Raw genomic sequence first — 18,362 nt, 5'->3', positions numbered from 1 at the left:
CGCCCTTTACAGCCGAGGACGATCTCAATGGCCTCTCTCGACAGTTTTTCCTGCAAGCGCACGCTGACCGCAGCCGGCGAGACCTATTCCTATTTCGATCTCAAAGCCGCTGAAGAAAACGGCCTGGCCGGCATCTCCCGGCTCCCCGCCTCGCTCAAAGTTCTGCTGGAAAACCTGCTGCGCTTTGAAGACGGCAAGACCGTAACCAAGGACGATATCGAGGCCATGGCGGCCTGGCTGACCAGCAAGAGCTCGACGCACGAGATCGCCTATCGCCCGGCCCGTGTGGTGATGCAGGATTTTACCGGCGTACCCGCCGTCGTCGATCTGGCCGCCATGCGTGATGCGGCCGGCAAGCTCGGCGCCGACCCCGAGCGCATCAACCCGCAGGTTCCCGTCGACCTGGTAATCGACCACTCGGTCATGGTCGACTATTTCGGCGGCGAGCAGAGCTTCAGCAAAAACGTCGAGCGCGAATACCAGCGCAATGGCGAGCGCTACAAATTCCTCAAATGGGGCGCCAAGGCCTTCGATAATTTCCGCGTTGTCCCACCGGGCACCGGCATTATCCACCAGGTCAATCTGGAGAACCTGGCCCAGGCTGTGTGGACGCGTGAGGAAAACGGCGAAACCATCGCCTATCCGGATACCTGTGTCGGCACGGACAGCCACACCACCATGATCAATGGTATCGCTGTGCTCGGTTGGGGTGTCGGCGGTATCGAGGCAGAGGCCGCCATGCTCGGCCAGCCGGTCTCGATGCTGATCCCGGAGGTCATCGGCTTTGAACTGACCGGAAAACTGCCGGAAGGCTCAACGGCCACAGACCTCGTTCTGCGCGTGGTGGAAATGCTCCGCGCCCGCGGCGTTGTCGGCAAGTTTGTTGAATTCTACGGCTCCGGCCTCGACCATCTCTCGCTCGAGGATGAAGCCACGATCGCCAATATGGCGCCGGAATACGGAGCCACTTGCGGTTTCTTCCCGGTCGACCATGAAACCCTGGCCTACATGCGCGCCACCGGTCGCGACGACAAACGCGTCGCCCTGGTCGAGGCCTATTCCAAGGCCCAGGGCATGTTCCGCCCGGACTATGAGGCCGACCCGGTCTTCACCGATACGCTGCACCTGGACATGACCACGGTCGTGCCCGCGATCTCCGGTCCGAAACGGCCACAGGATCGCGTGATCCTGACCGAAGCCGCGCCGGCCTTTGCGGAGGCCATGGAGCGCGAATACGGCAAGGGCGATGAAATGGGTAAATCGGCACCGGTCGAAGGTGAGGATTTCGCCTTCACCAATGGCGATGTCGCCATCGCGGCGATCACCTCCTGTACCAACACCTCCAACCCGTCCGTGATGCTCGGCGCCGGCCTGCTGGCCCGCAACGCCGTGGCCAAGGGACTGAAGGTCAAGCCCTGGGTGAAGACCTCGCTGGCCCCGGGCTCCCAGGTTGTCACCGATTATCTCGAACGCGCCGGCCTGCAGGATGATCTTGATGCGCTGGGCTTCAACCTGGTGGGCTATGGCTGCACCACCTGTATCGGCAATTCCGGCCCGCTGCCGCCTGCGATCTCGAAAACCATCAATGCCAATGACCTGGTGGCAACCTCGGTGCTTTCCGGCAACCGCAATTTCGAAGGCCGGATCAGCCCGGATGTACGCGCCAATTACCTGGCCTCGCCGCCGCTGGTGGTGGCCTATGCCATTGCCGGTTCGATGACGATCGACATCACCAAGGACGCTATCGGCCAGGACCAGGACGGCAATGATGTCTATCTGAAGGATATCTGGCCGAGCGCGCAGGAAATCGCCGACACAACCCGGTCCTCGGTCACGCCGGACATGTTCGCCACGCGCTATGCCAACGTCTTCAAGGGCGATGAAGCCTGGGCGTCCATCCAGGTCGAAGGCGGCCTGACCTATGCCTGGGATCACACTTCAACCTATGTGCAGAACCCGCCCTATTTCGAAGGCATGACGATGGAACCGGAAGCGCCCGGTGATGTCATTGACGCCAAGATCATGGGCCTGTTCGGAGACTCGATTACCACCGACCACATTTCCCCGGCCGGATCGATCAAGGCCGACAGCCCCGCCGGCCGCTATCTGCAGGAACGCCAGGTTCCGGTTCTCGAGTTCAACTCCTACGGCTCGCGTCGCGGCAATCACGAAGTCATGATGCGCGGCACTTTTGCCAATATCCGCATCAAGAACAAAATGCTCGACGGGGTTGAAGGCGGCTACACGCTGAAAGACGGCAAGCGGGTCGATATTTTCGACGCCTGTATGGAGTATCAGGCCGAGGGCACGCCGCTCGTCGTCTTTGGCGGCAAGGAGTACGGCACCGGATCCTCGCGCGACTGGGCGGCCAAGGGCTCGCGCCTGCTCGGTGTCAAAGCCGTGATTGCCGAGAGCTTCGAGCGGATTCACCGCTCGAACCTGATTGGTATGGGCGTGCTGCCGCTGCAGTTCGAGGAGAACGTCTCTTGGGAAGGCCTCGGCATGAAGGGCGACGAGACCGTGACTATCACCGGCGTTTCCGAGCTCGAGCCGCGCGCGTCCATGACGGTCGAGATCACCTTCCCGGACGGAACCAGGAAGACCGCCCCAGTCCGCGCCCGGATCGATACCGAGAACGAGCTGGAATACTTCCGCCACGGCGGCATCCTGCATTACGTGCTGCGCAATCTGGCCCGCGATTAATGCGACCGACATAAACCTCCGGCCCGTGTCACAGCCAAGTGATTGGCCGATCCGGGCGGGAGTGCTTATCTAGGCGGCATGCGAATGTATGCCGCCTTCTTCTTTGCGATCAGCCTGGTTTTCCCCGCATCCGCCCATGCTGGCGCCATTGCGGGTGATGAAGCGAGCGAGACGCGCCCGGTCCTGGTTGAGCTTTTCACCAGCCAGGGCTGTGGGCTGTGTCCCGATGCCAACCGCTATCTCGGCGAGCTGGATCAGCGCGAGAATGTCTTCGTGCTCGCGTTCGGAGTATCTTACTGGGACATGTATGGCTGGGCGGACACCTATGCCCGCCCGGAATATGTCACCCGTCAGCGCACCTATTTGCCGCGACTGGGCCTCAACCGGCTCTACACGCCGCAATTTGTCGTCGATGGCGCGATCAATGCGCCAGGCTGGAACGAGGACAAGGTCTCTGACGCGGTGGACGAGCGCCTAACCGCCATGCCGTACACGCCTGAAATCACTATCGAAGACGGGCCTTTCGGGTCCTTCGTCGTCAATATTGATGGCGAGACGCCCGATGAACCGCTCGACGTCTGGCTGGTTTCCTATGCGCCGGGCTGGGCCACGGTGGAAATCCAGGCTGGCGAAAATGCCGGTACCGACATGCTCCACTACAACATGGTCAAGAGCTTGAACCGTATTGGCAGCTGGGAAGGTGGCGCGGCGGAGTTTACCGGCGAGAGCTATCGTGATCTTGGCACCATGGCGATCGTACAGGGCGCCAATGGCGGCCCGGTTTACGGCTTTGCTTTTGCCGGCGAAGCCGAGACGGATTAACGCGGCGCGCGCTTGGCCAGGATGCGCTGCAGCGTCCGGCGGTGCATGTTGAGGCGACGCGCCGTTTCCGAAACGTTGTGATCGCAGAGTTCGAAGACGCGCTGGATATGCTCCCAGCGGACACGATCTGCCGACATCGGGTTTTCCGGCGGCTCCGGCTTGTCCTCCGGATGCGCCAGGAGAGCCTTTATAATGTCGTCGGCATCGGCAGGCTTGGACATGTAGTCGACGGCACCGGCCTTCACGGCAGCAACAGCCGTGGCGATATTTCCATACCCTGTGAGCATGACAACACGGCAGTCCGGTCGCGAGGCGTGCAGCGCCTTCACCACTTCAAGCCCATCACCGTCTTCGAGGCGCAGATCCAGGACGGCAAAGGCAGGCGGGTTAGAGCGTGCAATTTCCCGGGCTTCATCGACAGTTCCCACGGCCGAGACGATAAAGCCCCGCCCGGTCATGGCCCGACCCAGACGCGTGCGGAAAGGCGCATCATCGTCCAGGATCATCAGCGTCTTGTCTTCGGGAAGCTCGAATTCGAAATCGCTCACGCTCAAATCCTCGTTTTCAATCGCACGTCTTGCCCCGGGAAGGCCCCGGTGCGTCGCCGGCCCCTGTCCTAGCGGACAATCGGCGCGGCCTCTACCTGTTTACGCGGCCAGCGCACACGCACCACAGCGCCGCCCTGGCTACCGGCATTGTCAAAACTGACCTCGCCGCCGGTTTTTTCAATCATCGTCTTGGCAATAAATACACCCAGGCCCAGCCCGCCCTGACCCGGCGTACCGGAACGGGAGGTGACGTAGGGCTCGCCGATCTTGGACAGGATTTCGAGCGAAAACCCGGCACCGTCATCCTCGATCCGGATCATGATGTAATCATCATCCCACGTCCCCTCGACCACGACCCGGGTCTCCGCGAAGTCCACCGCATTCTCGATGAAGTTGCCAACGCCATAAAGCAATTCCGGCATGCGGCGCAGGACCGGCTCCGCCGTCGCAGCAGCGCTTCCGGGTTGTTCCAGGTGGACATCCACCATTGGTCCGAGCCCCCGCAAAGGCGCCGCCGCTTCCTCGAGCGCTGCCAGGAATTCCACCCGGTCATGGCGCTGGTCAGAGGCGGTCCGCTCCTGGCTCAACCGCTTGAGGATGTCACGGCAGCGTCGGGCTTGCGTCACCAGCAGCTCCGCGTCCTCACGTAGAAGGTCGTTATCCTGCAGCTCGCGCAGCATTTCCTTGGCGGTCAGCTGGATCGTGGCCAAAGGTGTGCCGAGCTCGTGCGCTGCGGCAGCAGCCAAGGCCCCAAGTGCCGACAGCCGCTGCTCGCGTGAGAGAACGCTTTGCGTTGCCGCCAGGGCCGTCGCCATCGAGCGCCCCTCACGGCTGACGCGCCAGGAATAGACAGCTGTGAAAGCCACGGCGATGAAGATCGCGGACCACAGGCCGAGGATGTAGAAGGCTGGCAATTGCACCGGTTGACCATCAATCCAGGGCAGAGGCAGGCTCCACAGCCACATGGCGCCGGTCCCGAGCATGGCAATAACGGCGATCGCGACCGACCAGCGGGGCGGCAAGGCGGCGACGGCGATGGTGACCGGCGCAGCGAGCATGACCACAAACGGGTTCTGCAAACCGCCGGTTAGCATCAGCAGCGCGCAGAGCTGGAGCACATCGTAGACCAGCTGGGCGAAAGCCTGCCAGTCCTTGGCGAATTGCTGCGGCCGCACGGACAGGGTCAGCCAGGTATTGATCCAGGCGCTGGCGATGATGACGCCGAGACAGAATCCGAGCGGCAGCTCAAAGCCGAGAATGAAGTGCACGCTGAGCACGGTCAGTGTCTGTCCCGTGACCGCCAGCCAGCGCAACATAACCAGTGTACGCAGGCGCAAACGGCCGAAGACCGGGGTCAGATGTGCATCCCCGCCATAAGGGTCCCAATCCGCATCACTCATAAGAAACCCTGCACAAATTCGTCATACTTGATGGACATATCAACTCGCCGAACCTAGTTTCGCACCCGCAGCATGCTTGCGCGGGGACCTCGCATATCATGCTTCGCCGACAGGCGAACAGCTCATGGAGTTCTGATGTCCGAAAATGGTGACAAGCAGGGATCGGCTCTTGGCCGCCTCCTCCGCGGGATGGCCCGCGAGCGCGCCTGGGTTTTGCTGGTCCTCGCCGCCCCAATGGTCATGATGCTGACCTTCTTCACGCTTATGGCCATGGAAAGCGGCGATACGGTCAACCGTCCGGCACCCGTCCGTGTCAGCGGCGAGGCCGATATCGGCGGCCCCTTCACCCTGGTCAATCATCTCGGCGAGACCGTCACCGACGAGGATTTCCGCGGCAAGGCGATGCTGGTCTATTTCGGCTTCACCTATTGCCCCGATGTTTGCCCCTTCTCAATGCAGATCATGGACCTGGCGCTGGAGCGCCTGTCCGAAGAGGAGCGGGCATATTTCCAGCCTATCCTGATCTCTATCGATCCGGAGCGCGACACCGTCGAGCAAATGGCGCAATACGTGTCCTCACCCGCCTTCCCCGACAATCTGATCGGGCTGACCGGCACGCAGGAACAGGTTGCGGCCGCCGCTGCAGAATACCGCGTCGCTTATCGCCGCTCGGGCGAAGGTGACGATTATCTGATGGATCATTCGTCCATCATCTATTTCATGGATTTCGAAGGTAAGTTCTACAACATCTTCGCACACGGCACAGATCCGGAAACCGTGGCGAGGGGGTTGCAAGACTTCCTTGAGGAAGAAGGCGCATCCTGACGGACAGGTAATCCCGCCGGCTGCGCCCTGGAGGCTTTATGCTCTACAGCATGTATGAAATGAACCGGATGGCGATGACGCCCTGGCGCGCCGCCGCCAATGCGACCCGCCGCATGATCCGGGCACCGTGGAACCCGATGGGCGATACTGTCGCCGGGCGCACCATGGCCGCAGCCGCAGAATTGTTCGAAAGCGTCACCCGGCGCTATGGCAAGCCTGAATGGATGCTCGACCACACCATCGTTGACGGCCACCGTGTCGCCGTACGCGAGGAAGTAGTCTGGTCAGAAGCCTGGTGTGATCTCCTGCATTTCCGCCGCGACTATGAGGCCCTCGACGCGATCCGCGGACCCAAACAGGACCGCAAGGTTCTCTTTGTCGCACCGATGTCCGGTCACTACGCTACACTGCTGCGCGGCACGGTCGAGACCTTCCTGCCGGACAGCGAGGTCTACATCACCGACTGGCAGGACGCCCGCATGGTCTCGCTGGCCGATGGCCGCTTCGACCTCGACGACTTCACCAGCTATGTGCGTAAGATGATCGCGCTTCTGGGTCCTGATGTGCACGTCGTCGCCGTGTGTCAGCCGGGTCCGCCGACTCTGGCCGCTATTGCCCTGATGTCGGAAGATGATGATCCGTGCCGCCCGGCCTCGATGACCTTCATGGGTTCGCCGATCGATACGCGCAAATCACCGACCGTGCCGAACAAGCTGGCCGAGGAAAAACCCTATGACTGGTTCGCCAAGAACCTGATCCACACAGTGCCAGCTCCCAATCCAGGCGCGCTGCGCCGGGTCTATCCGGGCTTCCTGCAGCTGGCGGGCTTCATGAACATGAATCTCGACCGCCATGTTGATGCGCACTGGAATTTCTACAATCACCTCGTCGAGGGTGATGGCGACAGCGCCGAGAAACACCGCACCTTCTATGACGAGTATCTCGCCGTGATGGACCTGTCGGAGGAATTCTACCTTCAGACCATCAAGGACGTCTTCCAGGAGCACAAACTGGCCAAGGGCGAGCAGGAAGTGCATGGCCGTCGGGTCAACACGGCCGCCATCAAGGATGTGGCCCTGCTGACCGTCGAGGGCGAGAAGGACGATATCTCCGGCATCGGCCAGACCCAGGCCGCGCACGATTTATGCTCCAGCTTGCCGGAGGCGCTGCAAATGGACTGGATTCAGCCCTCCGTCGGACATTACGGCGTGTTCAACGGGCGTCGTTTCCGCGAACATATCGCGCCGAAAATGCGCGGTTTCTGGGACGAGCAGGGCGCAGAGGCCCTGGCCGCCCGAAAAGGCTAGTCCGACGGCGGCGTGTGGGTCACGGACAAACCCATCGCCGCCACATTCAAGCCCCCGCTCTTCGCATCCGGCGTCAACATGTCCATGACCGTGGGCGTACCATCCGGAGCGACCCGTACGGTCAGCGACCCGCCTTCCTGGATGAAGCGCGTCAGGGCCCGGTTCACCTGCATGCCGAGATCCGGCCCCAAAGACTGGGTCATGCCCAGCGCCATCAGGCCAGCGGCGCCGGCCATCTGGGATCGCGCGTCTGCTACCGGCATTTGCTGCTCCTCGCTCATGCGCGTGAAGAAGCGTGACAGCAGGCTTTCATCGGTCAGCGTCAGCGCGAGCTCATTGATCCGGATCGCACTGAGCGCATCCTGGCCGATGGCCTGGGCCACGGCTTCGTCATCCCGGTCGGCTTCAGCGGCCACTGCCATGACTTGAGAGAGCTGGTCATAGCCGGATGTATCCGAGGCGACATCGAGCCGGAACCCGTCTTCGAGGCGATAGAAATTCTCGCCCTCGGTCCAGACCCGGCCAGTCTCAGCATCGTAATTGGTGTTGAATTCAGCCTGCAGCGTGATCTGGTCATAACCCATCTGGGCGAGCCCAGCGGCGACGGTCGCACCTTCCTCATTCTCGGCATCGGGCACCAGGCTCAGCCCGTTCAAGCGGGTCCGTGAGCGAGTCAGGGCACCATTGACCTGATTGTTGACGGTCAGGGCGTCCAGAGCCAGTTCGACACCGCTGGTGCTGAGCGAGACATCGCGAATATTGAGGACCTGGTAGAGCTCACCCGGCTGCAGCATCAAGGTCTGGAAATAGGCTTCGATAAAGCCGGCCTGGTCATCCTGATCAATGAATTCGCCCCAGCCACCAATCGTATCAATTCCGATACCGTCCAGCCGAATTTCCGCGACATTGAAGGCAAGCGCGCCACTCTCCGCGGTCTCGGTATCAACACGCCAGTCACGCAGCACGAAGCCGCTGGCCGCTGCATCGGCGTCATAGGTCAGGCGCGTGTCCTCGATACGCATGCGGACATCCGTTCCTTCCGCGTCCACGCCCTCCATGACGAAACCGGAAAAGACCACTTCGCGGGCGGAGACCTCGTCACCTTCGAATTGCGCGTCATCACCGCCGACGCTCGGAGCCCGCAAGGCTTCGCCGATCACCGCTGCCAGGTCAGGACTCGGTGCATCCACACGGATGGATTCAAGGCTCAACACCGCGCTGCTTTCGTGCCCCAGGAGGGCAAAGCCCGTCATCACCAGACCGTCCAGCAGCAGGCTGTCATCGGAGCTCAGGCGCGGGCCATCGAGACGCAATTCCTCGATATGCAGGTCGGCGCCGAGATAGGGATTGTCATCGAGCGGCTGACCTTTGGCGTCGCGCTCGATTTCATCCGCGCCGGTATTGTAGATCACCACATTGGACAGGATCACGCTGCCCGCCTCATAGCGCGTGCTGTCAAAGCTCAGCACACCCGGACGGGACCGGTCCAGCTCGATCGCGGCCAGGGCCGCCAGGGCTTCGTTGCGCGAGGGCTCTGCCTGCGTCCAGCCGACCGATGTGAGAATGAGGCAAGCCGAGCCGGCGATGAAAATCTGATCGAGTACGCGCACAAGCAACCCCCTGTTGAATTCGTTCGTGAAATAACTAGCGAGTTCAACAGGGTGTGGCCAGACGCTTGTGCCGGGAATTAGAGTCTAGTCGCCGCCAAGACCTGAAAGGAAGGCTGCGATCGGATCGCGTTCCTCGGCGACGGGCGGTTCTTCGACCGGTTCGGCCAGGGGCTCAACCGGCTCGCTGGCCTCCGGCATCAGCGCGAGGGGGGCGCCGGCCGGCTCCGAGGCGAGACCGTATTGCGGTGCATTGCGGACAAAACCGGCATAAATCGCGGCCGGCGGCCCGCCACCGGTTGCGCGTTCGGTCGGCGCATTGTCATCATTCCCCGCCCAGACGACGGTCACCAGCTCACCACCAAAACCGGCGAACCAGGCATCGCGGAAATCATTCGTTGTGCCGGTCTTGCCACCCTCGGTCATACCGTCGGCCGCGGCCCGTCGCCCGGTGCCCCAGCTCACGACGGAGCGGAAGAGCTGACGCATGCGCTGATAGGTTCGCTCATCGAGTACGCGTTCATACCCAACGGGCTGGGCTTCGTAGATGACCTCGCCGGCACGGTCCTCGATCAGCAATATGCCGTGCGGCTGGGCCCGGTATCCTCCATTGGCAAACGCGGCATACGCACCGGCCATCTCCAGCGGGTTGACCTCATAGGCCCCCAGCGCCAGTGACCGGTCGACCCGCAGGCGGCTCTCAATACCGAGCCGGCTCGCCAAACGCGCAATGTGGCCGCGCCCGGTCTCCTCGGCGATGCGAACGGCAACCGCATTGGAGGAGCGGGCAAAGGCCTCGCGCAGGGTCACATCGCCCCTGTATTCACCATTGTAATTGGCCGGGGCCCAGTCACCGACCGCGACCGGTGTATCGGAGCGGACATCGTCCGGCGTCAGGCCGGCCTCGAAAGCGGAGGCATAGACGAAGGCCTTGAAGGCCGAGCCGGGCTGGCGCTGGGCCAGAACGGCGCGGTTGAACTGGGATGCGGCATAGCTGCGGCCGCCGACCATGGCCCGCACAGCGCCGTCGTGGGCCAGCGACACCAGGGCGGCTTCACTCGCCCCGCGCGCCTGGTCCGGGTCAGCCATGGTTTGCGCGAGGGCTTCTTCCGCAGCCCGCTGAGCAACAATGTCGAGCGTCGTCGTCACCCGCAGATCGCCATGATCCGGGCCAGCCAGCTCACGCACTTGCGGCGCAATCCAGTCGATGAAGTATTGCGCACCCGGGCTGGAGGCGCCGCGCGACACGCGAATCGGCGTCGAGGCTGCATCAATGCGCTCCTGGGCGCTGATGCGGCCGGTCTGCTCCATCAGATCCAGCACAACCGTGGCACGGGCTGCCGCCCGGTCGGCATCATTGACGGGGCTGTAGCGTGACGGTGCCTTGAGCAGGCCGGCGAGGAGCGCGGCCTCACCAAGATTGAGTTCGGAGACCGTCTTGCCGAAATAGCGGGCCGAGGCGGCCTCGACACCCCAGGCCCCGCCACCGAAATAGACGCGGTTGAGATAGAGCTCGAGGATTTCATCCTTGCTGAAACGCCGCTCGAGCCAGAAAGCGAGCAGCACTTCCTGCACCTTGCGGCGGATGGTGCGCTCTGGGGTCAGGAACAGGTTCTTGGCCAGCTGCTGAGTCAGCGTCGAACCGCCCTGGACCACACGGCCGGCACGCAAGTTGGCGAGCAGGGCACGGACAGTACCGATCAGGTCGACACCGAAATGCCCATAGAAACGCCGGTCCTCGACGGCGAGGACGGCATCGATCAGAGCCGGAGGGATTTCATCAATCGTCGCCGCGCGACCATGGGCCGAGCCGCGGCGCGCGATCAGTCGGCCGGTCTGGTCATAGAAGCTGATGGATGCGGTTCGTTCCACATCCGCGAGACCCGACGTGTCGGGCAGATCCCGGGCGATCAGCACAATCCAGACCGCCAGGACCAGGGCAACAGCCGCACCGAGCACGAAAAGTGCCTTGAACCAGCCAACACCGCCCTTGCGCCGGCCCGGCTTGCGCCGGCGCGGCGCGACTGGGCGGCGCCGTTGCGAACGGTCGGCGTTTGCTGAGCGCGGCATGCTTAATCCCCGACGGAAACCGAAGGCTTAAAACTGGCCAATCGGGGTTAATTCGCCATGAATCACGCGCTTTCGCGCTTGCCCTTGTGACCGTCCAGAGCCACGATGGGTGCAGAGAGGGACAATATCATGACCATCAAGCGTTCATTTCTGGTACTCGCCGCGCTTCTCGGTGCGGCAAGCCTGGCCGGCTGCATGGCGATTTATGACGGTACCGACGCGGTTTGCCCGAACGGCGATCCGAATGCGGGCAACTGGCCCTATTGCGGCACGGCAGAGCCAGGCGGCAGCCAGCCGGGCGACGACCCGGTCTACTACTAGGTGTCTGTAGCTTCTGGCGGGGCGAAGCGGATAATCACCGTGCCCGCCCCGGCCGGCGGTTCCTTTCCCGGCCCCAGAAGCGCGAACTTCCCGTTGGGCATACGTGCCAGGACGAGGTCTCCGGCTCCGTTCGCGTCGGCGAGGCAATCGGCCATCGTGTAGCTCTCGCTCAGCTTGGTGGCTTTGAAACGCCAGCCACCCCACCAGTCCCGCGTCAGCCCCTCATAGCCGCGACCGCGCCGGATCAGCGTGCGTCCACGGGCCGTGTAGACGATGGCGCGCGGATCTTCGCTATCTTTGGTTTCGCTGTCCTCAGCATCCATGCCTGAGAGCTGGAAGACATAGCTCCGACCCAGTTCCGGCGAGTATTCGACGCAGACGAGCGCATTATAGGCATCATTCGGGCTGGCAGCGAGCAGGGCCGAGAACCGCGCCGGCTCAAGCCGCCAATCCGCCGCCTCCGACAGGACCTCACCGTAATAGACATCGTGGCCAGCCAGGCGAGCCGCGCGCAGCCGCCGCCAGCCGGTGTCGGCGATGGTCACAGGCACGCCGGCGCTCTTGAGCGCATCAGCCAGCCCCAGCGTCCACGGATTGGCCCCGACAATAAGCAAGCGGTCGGGCCCATCCTCAGACAGTTTCAGGGCCTTGGCCAGGGGTTGGACGGCAAAACCGCAACCAAAGACGCTGGCAAATATCGTGGCGAACACCAGCGGTGCGAGGATGGCCGCATCGGCCCGCCCGGCATCAACCAGGGTCAGGGCCAGATGCCCGGCCGCCGCGGCGGCAACGACTCCGCGCGGTCCGATGAGCCCGACGAACGCTGTCTCCCGCCAGTTCAACCCGGACCCAAAGGTCGCCAGAACTACTGACAAAGGCCTGACAATCAGCATGAAAGCCGCTATGAAAGCAGCATGGTGCCAGTTCAGCGCGAGCAAGTCCGACGGTGCGAGATCGGCAGCGAGGACCACAAAAACACTGGCCACGAGAATGGCGGCAATGCCCTCCTTGAAGCGGCGCATTTCCTCAATCGATGCGAGGCGGGAATTGGCCACGACCAGACCGAAAATGGCGACAGCCGCGAGGCCGGTCTCATCGGCCAGGGTTTCGGCCGCGGCATAGCAGACGAGAACCGCGGCCAGCACCATCGGCGCCTTCATCGGCTCGGGTACCCAGCCACGCCGGAAGGCCTGCGACAGGGCAAAGCCGGAGGCAAAGCCGAGGACGGCGCCAACCAACGCCCCCAGCGCCAGGAAGCCGGCAGCTGCAGCCCAGTCATGCCCCAAAGCGGTCTGGCGTATGGCTTCGAACAGGAACACCGCCGCGAGCGCCCCGATCGGGTCATTGACGATGCCTTCCCACTTCAACACTGCGGCGATCCGCGGCGGCAGCTTTGCCTGGCGCAAGAGGGGCAGGACGACGGTGGGGCCTGTCGTGGTCAAGAGCGCCCCGATCATGGCCGCCAGATCGAGGGCCAGACCGCCGACAAAATACAGCGCTGCGGTCGTCAGCCCCCAGCCCAGCGGAAAGCCGAGAAAGACCATGCGGCGGACCGGCGCGGACACGTCCCGGAGTTCGCGGAAATTCAGCGTGATCCCGCCCTCGAACAGGATCACGGCGACCGCGAGGGCGATCATCGGGCGCAGATACTCACCGAAACTCGCAGACGGGTCGAGCAAGGGTTGGCCGAGTACCAGGCTGGCATAAGGCCCGAGGATCAGCCCCGCGCCCATCATCAGGACAATGGAGGGCCAGCGCAGACGCCAGGCGAGCCATTGGGCAGCAATGCCTGAACCGGCGATGACCGCGATGGTCAGGGTAAGGTCAGCCTGCATGAATTAGTTTCGCCGCGTCGTTTCAGTTTGGACAGAGCCGCAGCGGCAGAACCGGCGCGGCAGGGGAGGCTAAGATGGACACAGTTCCGCACGAAGTACAAACCGCACTGGTGTCATTGGCAACTGCACTCATCGTCGGCGGCAGCGTCAGCATGTTTGGTGCACCGGCCGTTTTCGGCACCGCACGATCCGTTGCGACCTGGGTAGTCCGGCATCGCATGCTGACAACACTCGGGGTCAGTGCCGCGGGGGCAGGTGGGGCCTGGATGGGCGGACTGTTTGGCGAAGCCGGCCAGGCCATGATGGCGGGTCTGTCGGGATTTTTCGCCTGATCGCATTTTCGCTCTCCCGCTGACCGGCGGCGCAGTCTAGATTGCTGTCGCATTAGCGAGGGGGATTTGCATGCTTTACCGGATGATCGGCTCGGGATTGGCCGCCTTGTGCCTCACGGCCTGTACTCCACCCGTTGAAGAGGCCGAGCCCTTCCAATGGCAGACGCTGAGCGGCGAACCCACCCTCGTGATCGCCCACCGCGGGGCGAGCGGCGCACTGCCGGAACACACGCTGGAAGCCTACAGCCTGGCCATCGAACAGGGTGCGGATATTATCGAACCCGACCTCGTGATGACGGCCGATGGTGTCCTGGTCGCACGGCATGACCGCTACCTGTCAACAACGACGGATGTGGCCGACAAGCCAGAATTCGCCGACCGGCGGCGTATCCAGGGTGATCGCAATGACTGGTGGATCGAGGATTTCACCCTCGAGGAGCTACGCACGCTGCGCGCCCGACAACCCCGCGCCGATAGGCCCCAGGACTTCAACGGCCAATTCCTCATCCCGACGTTTGAGGAGGTTCTCGACCTCGCGGCCGAGGCCGGAATCCCGACAGAACCGGAGGTCAAATCCCCCGGCCATTTCGTCTCGATCGGGCTTGATCCTTTGCCGGAACTGGTGCGGATCCTGCGCCAGCGCGGTCTCGATAGTGCCGATGCGATGACGAGTATCCAGTGTTTCGAGCCGGATTTTCTTGCCCGGCTCGATGGCGAAGTCGATACGCCGCTCCTGATGCTGGTTTTCCCGATGGCCGAGCTCGACCCGAGTGTTGACCCGCTGATGCCGACAGTGTCGTTGGCCGACATGGCGGCCTTCGCGGACGGGGTCGGGCCGGCGAAATCCCTCGTCATGGGCCCCCATGGCAGCGATACCGGCTTCATCAGCGCCGCGCATGCGCTGGGCCTGAGTGTCCACCCTTGGACCTTCCGCGATGATCAGCCGGTGGCACCGGGTATTGATGCCGCCACCGAGCTGGAATGGATCTACCGGCTGGGCGCAGACGGGATTTTCACGGACTTTCCGGCGACAGCTGTAGACGTTCGCCGTCAACTCGCCGGCGAATAAGCTGCAGGCAAAGAAAAAGCGCACCGCAATTGCTTGCGGCGCGCCTTGTCGGTCAATCGATCCGTCGCTTAGTCAGCGAGCTGGAGATTGACGGCCTTCGGGCCCTTGCCGCGACGATCCGGCTCGGTCTCGAAAGAGACTTTCTGGCCGTCATCGAGGCCCGGCAAACCGGAAGCCTGGACTGCGGTGATGTGAACGAAGACGTCAGCGCCGCCCTCATCCGGAGTGATAAAGCCAAAGCCTTTGCTTTGGTTGAAGAATTTGACCGTACCGTTGGCCATGGTGGGATACCTTCCCTGATGCGCGCCGCGTCCGGGCGAAATATGCGATACCCACCGGCGTCCCGGCGGGGCAGTACGGACGTGGAAGTCGGGGAAGGCTGAAGTCATTCAAACCGGAGCGCAAACAGCACACGCGCTAGCCGGGGCAGGCAATCAGTATTCCGTCCGGCCGAAAGGCCGCCCGTTCCGGCGATATGCGCAGGTTTTTCGCGCACTGGCAAATGAAACTATTATATACCCGGACGGGAACCGCCCGTTTGCATGGACTCGATGCCAGGATGACGCGTCACGACCGAAACCAGTATTTGTTGTCTGCTGCTGCCCTGGGCATGTCGGCCCTGGCCATGTTCTTTGCCTTCATGGAGATGCGATCTTCTGACCGGCAATTCGACACCAGCGTCTGGCCCTATGTCGATCTGACCATCTCTTTGAGTGAAGACGTCATGGCCCTTGATGTCGAGAACAAGGGTATTGGGCCGGCCTTTATCCACGAATTCCGCCTGTCTCATCCTGAGCACGGCGACATCGAGCCGCTGGCCCTAATCGAACTGGCCGGGACCGGCGAGCAGATGACCTCATCCTCGACGACCTCGCTGACCCAGTCGGTGATGTCTGCCGGCGATGTCGTGAACGCCTTCCGCTTCGAGGGTGAGGGTATCGGCGGCGACATGGCGAGCCTGGTGCGCGATCTTGAAATCCAGATCTGCTATTGCTCGATCAATGAGGCCTGCTGGAACAATACCGGGTCGACATCATTCCGTACCCCGGTGAACCAGTGCAGCCTGCAGGATAACGGCGCGGAACGGGCGCTCGATGCCTTTGGCCCCGCCCACCGCAACAGCGAGGAGACGCCATGAGGCGCCGCCGACTGCTTGAGCGCACCCTGCGCGCCCGCGAAAAGCAACGCGACCAGGATCGTCGCGGTCTAGATCCGGCGTCCATGATCCGCCTGGCCGGATTCGGCGCGGCCCTGATCGTTTTTGTCGCCGTCTATATCGGTTTTCATCGCCAGGGTGCCACCTCCTATGGCGGCTCCTGGGGTGTGATGGAACGGCTGACGCGTCCACTGATATTCGGTTCCAACGCCCTCGAACTCATCGCCCTACTACTGGTCGGGCTGATTGCCTGGCGCGCCTGGCGAAAGATGCAGGGTCGGAGCTAGCGTCCGCGTCCGCGAGCGGTTATCTCCGGGTAGAAGCACGGGGCGGCCCATCGCCCCGCGAAAGAAGGACGCATCCATGTCACTCAAGCTCGCCGTTTTCGGTGCCACCGGCGCCGTGGGTAAGGAAATTCTCGAAATCCTGGCCGAACGCCTGTTTCCTGCGGAAGAGGTTTTTGCCCTCGCCAGCCGCAAATCCATGGGCGTGGAAGTGTCCTACGGCGAAAAGACCCTGACATGCAAAGACGCTGAAACATTTGATTTTTCGAAGGTTGACCTGGTCCTGATGTCAGCAGGCGGCGATGTCTCCAAGGCCTGGGCGCCGAAGATCGCCGAAGCCGGCGCTGTCGTGATCGATAATTCCTCGGCCTGGCGTACGGATCCCGACGTCCCGCTGATCGTCCCCGAGGTCAATCCGGACGCGGTCGACGGTTTTGCCGCCAAGAAGATCATCGCCAATCCGAACTGCTCGACCATCCAGCTCATGGTCGCACTGAAGCCGATCCATGACCGGGCCGGGATCAAGCGCGTGTCCTGCGCCACCTACCAGTCGGTGTCCGGCGCCGGCCAGGCGGCGATGGACGAGTTGTGGACCCAGACCAAGGGTATCTATGTCAATGACAGCGTCGACCCGAACGCGTTCACCAAGCAGATCGCCTTCAACGTCATTCCGCATATCGACGTCTTCATGGAAGACGGCGCCACCAAGGAAGAGTGGAAGATGGTGGTCGAGACCAAGAAGATCCTCGACCCGTCGATCAAGCTTTTTGCCACCTGTGTGCGGGTGCCGGTCTTTGTCGGCCATTCTATCGCGGCGCACCTGGAGTTAGACAATGAGCTCAGCGCCGACGAAGCGCGTGACCTCCTGCGGTCCAGCCCGGGTCTCTTGGTCGTCGATAAGCAGGATGATGAGGGCTATGTGACGCCGGTCGAAAGTGTTGGCGAGTTCGCGACCTTCGTTTCACGCGTGCGTGAAGACCCGACGGTCGAGAATGGGCTGGCACTCTGGGTCGTGGCGGACAATCTGCGCAAGGGCGCTGCGCTCAATGCGGTACAGATCGCCGAGCTGCTGCTCAACCGGGGCCACCTCAAAGCCTAGGCTTTGAGGCGCGGCGCCCACCCATGAGCAACACCCCGCAATCGGATATCCGGCCCGCCATGGCGGCGGGCCTGTCGGCGTACCTGCTCTGGGGACTCTCGCCGCTCTTCTTCCAGCTGGTTGATTTCGCCTCGGCGCTGGAAATCGTCATGCACCGGGTGATCTGGGCGGTTCCGCTGCTGGCCGGCGTGCTGCTGGTCGCCAGCAAGCAGCGCGAAATGTTCGCGGTATTCCGCAATCGCAAGGCGCTCTACACACTGATCCTCACCGCCGCGCTGATCTCGTGCAATTGGTGGGGCTTCATCTACGCCGTCACCAATGAACAGGTCCTGCAAGCCTCGCTGGGCTATTATATCAACCCGCTGATGAGCGTCGCGGTGGGCGTGGTAGTCCTGCGGGAACCGCTCGGGTCTTGGCGTATCGCGGCCATCGCTCTGGCAACGCTGGGCGTGCTGACCCTGATCATTGCCGGCGGGACCGTGCCCTGGCTGTCCCTCTTCCTCGCCAGCTCCTTCACCGCCTATGGCTATCTGCGCAAGACCATCGAGGTGGACGGGCGGATCGGGCTGTTCTGGGAAACGGTCTTCATCCTGCCTTTCGCGGTTATCGGCCTGGTCTGGCTGCATACGCAGGGTGGCGGACACTTCTTTCTTGGCTGGCGCGAAGCCCTGCTGCTCTTCCTCGGCGGCGGCGTCACCATCGTACCCCTGCTATTCTACATAATCGGCGCCCGCGGCCTGCGTCTGTCGACCATGGGCGTGATGCAGTTCACTGCCCCGACGCTGCAATTCATCATTGGCGTGATCGGTGGTGAGCCCTTCACCACCGTACACATGATCACCTTCGGGCTGATCTGGTCGGGTGTCGCCGCTTTCACCTGGAGCCAGGTCCGGCGCCAGCTCCGGCCGGCCTCGGCGGCTAGCGAGTAAGCGGCTTGCGCGCCGCTGCCAACAAGGTTCAACTGCGCGCAGAACTGGAGGCTCC

The 18,362-nt window shown here is 62.7% G+C and carries 17 protein-coding genes; 11 read left to right on the top strand and 6 right to left on the bottom strand.

Annotation, left to right across the window (positions count from 1 at the left end):
- Nucleotides 1–27 precede the first annotated feature (27 nt).
- Both acnA and Q1V51_RS00645 read left to right on the top strand, forming a co-directional pair.
- Nucleotides 28–2,703 carry an aconitate hydratase AcnA gene (gene acnA / locus Q1V51_RS00650; RefSeq protein ID WP_300551716.1) on the top strand — a complete coding sequence of 892 codons (2,676 nt, stop codon included), beginning with the start codon at nt 28–30 and terminating at the stop codon, nt 2,701–2,703.
- Nucleotides 2,704–2,781: 78 nt separating this feature from the next.
- Nucleotides 2,782–3,525: a DUF1223 domain-containing protein gene (locus tag Q1V51_RS00645; protein WP_300551715.1), complete on the top strand. Its 744-nt coding sequence runs from the start codon at nt 2,782–2,784 to the stop codon at nt 3,523–3,525.
- Here Q1V51_RS00645 and Q1V51_RS00640 read toward each other — a convergent pair.
- Together Q1V51_RS00640 and Q1V51_RS00635 are read right to left on the bottom strand one after the other, a co-directional pair.
- Nucleotides 3,522–4,031, bottom strand: a complete 510-nt coding sequence (locus tag Q1V51_RS00640) for an ActR/PrrA/RegA family redox response regulator transcription factor (protein ID WP_366522677.1) — start codon at nt 4,029–4,031, stop codon at nt 3,522–3,524. The genes Q1V51_RS00645 and Q1V51_RS00640 overlap by 4 nt on opposite strands.
- A 110-nt stretch (nt 4,032–4,141) precedes the next feature.
- Nucleotides 4,142–5,473: an ActS/PrrB/RegB family redox-sensitive histidine kinase gene (locus Q1V51_RS00635; RefSeq protein WP_300551712.1), complete on the bottom strand. Its 1,332-nt coding sequence runs from the start codon at nt 5,471–5,473 to the stop codon at nt 4,142–4,144.
- Between the two features lie 135 nt (nt 5,474–5,608).
- Between Q1V51_RS00635 and Q1V51_RS00630 the strand changes: the two genes are divergently transcribed.
- Both Q1V51_RS00630 and phaZ read left to right on the top strand, forming a co-directional pair.
- The gene (locus tag Q1V51_RS00630) at nt 5,609–6,298 is read left to right on the top strand and encodes an SCO family protein (protein WP_300551710.1); all 690 of its coding nucleotides are present in this window, start codon (nt 5,609–5,611) and stop codon (nt 6,296–6,298) included.
- A gap of 38 nt (nt 6,299–6,336) precedes the next feature.
- Nucleotides 6,337–7,605: a polyhydroxyalkanoate depolymerase gene (gene phaZ, locus Q1V51_RS00625; RefSeq protein ID WP_300551709.1), complete on the top strand. Its 1,269-nt coding sequence runs from the start codon at nt 6,337–6,339 to the stop codon at nt 7,603–7,605.
- Here the strand turns inward: phaZ and Q1V51_RS00620 are convergent.
- Both Q1V51_RS00620 and Q1V51_RS00615 read right to left on the bottom strand, forming a co-directional pair.
- Nucleotides 7,602–9,215 carry a hypothetical protein gene (locus Q1V51_RS00620; RefSeq protein ID WP_300551707.1) on the bottom strand — a complete coding sequence of 538 codons (1,614 nt, stop codon included), beginning with the start codon at nt 9,213–9,215 and terminating at the stop codon, nt 7,602–7,604. The two genes, phaZ and Q1V51_RS00620, sit on opposite strands and share 4 nt — an antisense overlap.
- 84 nt (nt 9,216–9,299) lie before the next feature.
- The gene (locus Q1V51_RS00615) at nt 9,300–11,282 is read right to left on the bottom strand and encodes a PBP1A family penicillin-binding protein (protein WP_300551705.1); all 1,983 of its coding nucleotides are present in this window, start codon (nt 11,280–11,282) and stop codon (nt 9,300–9,302) included.
- A gap of 129 nt (nt 11,283–11,411) precedes the next feature.
- Between Q1V51_RS00615 and Q1V51_RS00610 the strand changes: the two genes are divergently transcribed.
- A complete protein-coding gene (locus Q1V51_RS00610) occupies nt 11,412–11,603 on the top strand; it encodes a hypothetical protein (RefSeq protein ID WP_300551704.1) in 192 nt (63 codons plus the stop codon).
- On the opposite strand, the gene Q1V51_RS00605 is transcribed toward Q1V51_RS00610, so the two are convergent.
- Entirely contained in the window at nt 11,600–13,438 is a 1,839-nt protein-coding gene (locus Q1V51_RS00605; RefSeq protein WP_300551702.1) for a sodium:proton antiporter, read from the bottom strand. The two genes, Q1V51_RS00610 and Q1V51_RS00605, sit on opposite strands and share 4 nt — an antisense overlap.
- Nucleotides 13,439–13,512: 74 nt before the next feature.
- Here Q1V51_RS00605 and Q1V51_RS00600 point away from each other — a divergent pair, with 74 nt between their 5' ends.
- A complete protein-coding gene (locus Q1V51_RS00600; protein WP_300551700.1) occupies nt 13,513–13,770 on the top strand; it encodes a hypothetical protein in 258 nt (85 codons plus the stop codon).
- A 70-nt stretch (nt 13,771–13,840) separates the two neighbouring features.
- Entirely contained in the window at nt 13,841–14,839 is a 999-nt protein-coding gene (locus tag Q1V51_RS00595; protein ID WP_300551698.1) for a glycerophosphodiester phosphodiesterase family protein, read from the top strand.
- 68 nt (nt 14,840–14,907) lie between these two features.
- Here the strand turns inward: Q1V51_RS00595 and Q1V51_RS00590 are convergent, their stop codons facing one another.
- A complete protein-coding gene (locus Q1V51_RS00590; RefSeq protein ID WP_300551696.1) occupies nt 14,908–15,120 on the bottom strand; it encodes a cold-shock protein in 213 nt (70 codons plus the stop codon).
- Nucleotides 15,121–15,398: 278 nt separating this feature from the next.
- Between Q1V51_RS00590 and Q1V51_RS00585 the strand changes: the two genes are divergently transcribed.
- The 4 genes from Q1V51_RS00585 (at nt 15,399) to rarD (ending at nt 18,307) form a co-directional block, all read left to right on the top strand.
- Complete coding sequence (locus tag Q1V51_RS00585; protein WP_300551694.1) at nt 15,399–15,977, top strand: hypothetical protein; 579 nt, start codon at nt 15,399–15,401, stop codon at nt 15,975–15,977.
- Nucleotides 15,974–16,282, top strand: a complete 309-nt coding sequence (locus Q1V51_RS00580; RefSeq protein ID WP_300551693.1) for a hypothetical protein — start codon at nt 15,974–15,976, stop codon at nt 16,280–16,282. The genes Q1V51_RS00585 and Q1V51_RS00580 overlap by 4 nt, the downstream gene beginning before the upstream one ends.
- A gap of 76 nt (nt 16,283–16,358) precedes the next feature.
- A complete protein-coding gene (locus tag Q1V51_RS00575) occupies nt 16,359–17,378 on the top strand; it encodes an aspartate-semialdehyde dehydrogenase (RefSeq protein ID WP_300551692.1) in 1,020 nt (339 codons plus the stop codon).
- Between the two features lie 23 nt (nt 17,379–17,401).
- Nucleotides 17,402–18,307: an EamA family transporter RarD gene (gene rarD / locus Q1V51_RS00570; protein ID WP_300551690.1), complete on the top strand. Its 906-nt coding sequence runs from the start codon at nt 17,402–17,404 to the stop codon at nt 18,305–18,307.
- Nucleotides 18,308–18,362: the final 55 nt, after the last annotated feature.

Source organism: Maricaulis sp., from assembly GCF_030149235.1.
Lineage (GTDB): Bacteria > Pseudomonadota > Alphaproteobacteria > Caulobacterales > Maricaulaceae > Maricaulis.
This window is presented reverse-complemented; position numbering and strand designations above follow the sequence as displayed.

Excerpts from the sequence above, each read along its gene's own strand:
- Q1V51_RS00610 (WP_300551704.1), top strand. The coding sequence starts at position 11,412 with ATGACCATCAAGCGTTCATTTCTGGTACTCGCCGCGCTTCTCGGTGCG.
- Q1V51_RS00635 (WP_300551712.1), bottom strand. The coding sequence starts at position 5,473 with ATGAGTGATGCGGATTGGGACCCTTATGGCGGGGATGCACATCTGACC.
- Q1V51_RS00590 (WP_300551696.1), bottom strand. The coding sequence starts at position 15,120 with ATGGCCAACGGTACGGTCAAATTCTTCAACCAAAGCAAAGGCTTTGGC.
- Q1V51_RS00605 (WP_300551702.1), bottom strand. The coding sequence starts at position 13,438 with ATGCAGGCTGACCTTACCCTGACCATCGCGGTCATCGCCGGTTCAGGC.
- Q1V51_RS00585 (WP_300551694.1), top strand. The coding sequence starts at position 15,399 with ATGACGCGTCACGACCGAAACCAGTATTTGTTGTCTGCTGCTGCCCTG.
- Q1V51_RS00615 (WP_300551705.1), bottom strand. The coding sequence starts at position 11,282 with ATGCCGCGCTCAGCAAACGCCGACCGTTCGCAACGGCGCCGCCCAGTC.
- Q1V51_RS00595 (WP_300551698.1), top strand. The coding sequence starts at position 13,841 with ATGCTTTACCGGATGATCGGCTCGGGATTGGCCGCCTTGTGCCTCACG.
- Q1V51_RS00645 (WP_300551715.1), top strand. The coding sequence starts at position 2,782 with ATGCGAATGTATGCCGCCTTCTTCTTTGCGATCAGCCTGGTTTTCCCC.
- acnA (WP_300551716.1), top strand. The coding sequence starts at position 28 with ATGGCCTCTCTCGACAGTTTTTCCTGCAAGCGCACGCTGACCGCAGCC.
- Q1V51_RS00575 (WP_300551692.1), top strand. The coding sequence starts at position 16,359 with ATGTCACTCAAGCTCGCCGTTTTCGGTGCCACCGGCGCCGTGGGTAAG.
- phaZ (WP_300551709.1), top strand. The coding sequence starts at position 6,337 with ATGCTCTACAGCATGTATGAAATGAACCGGATGGCGATGACGCCCTGG.
- Q1V51_RS00640 (WP_366522677.1), bottom strand. The coding sequence starts at position 4,031 with ATGATCCTGGACGATGATGCGCCTTTCCGCACGCGTCTGGGTCGGGCC.
- Q1V51_RS00600 (WP_300551700.1), top strand. The coding sequence starts at position 13,513 with ATGGACACAGTTCCGCACGAAGTACAAACCGCACTGGTGTCATTGGCA.
- rarD (WP_300551690.1), top strand. The coding sequence starts at position 17,402 with ATGAGCAACACCCCGCAATCGGATATCCGGCCCGCCATGGCGGCGGGC.
- Q1V51_RS00630 (WP_300551710.1), top strand. The coding sequence starts at position 5,609 with ATGTCCGAAAATGGTGACAAGCAGGGATCGGCTCTTGGCCGCCTCCTC.
- Q1V51_RS00580 (WP_300551693.1), top strand. The coding sequence starts at position 15,974 with ATGAGGCGCCGCCGACTGCTTGAGCGCACCCTGCGCGCCCGCGAAAAG.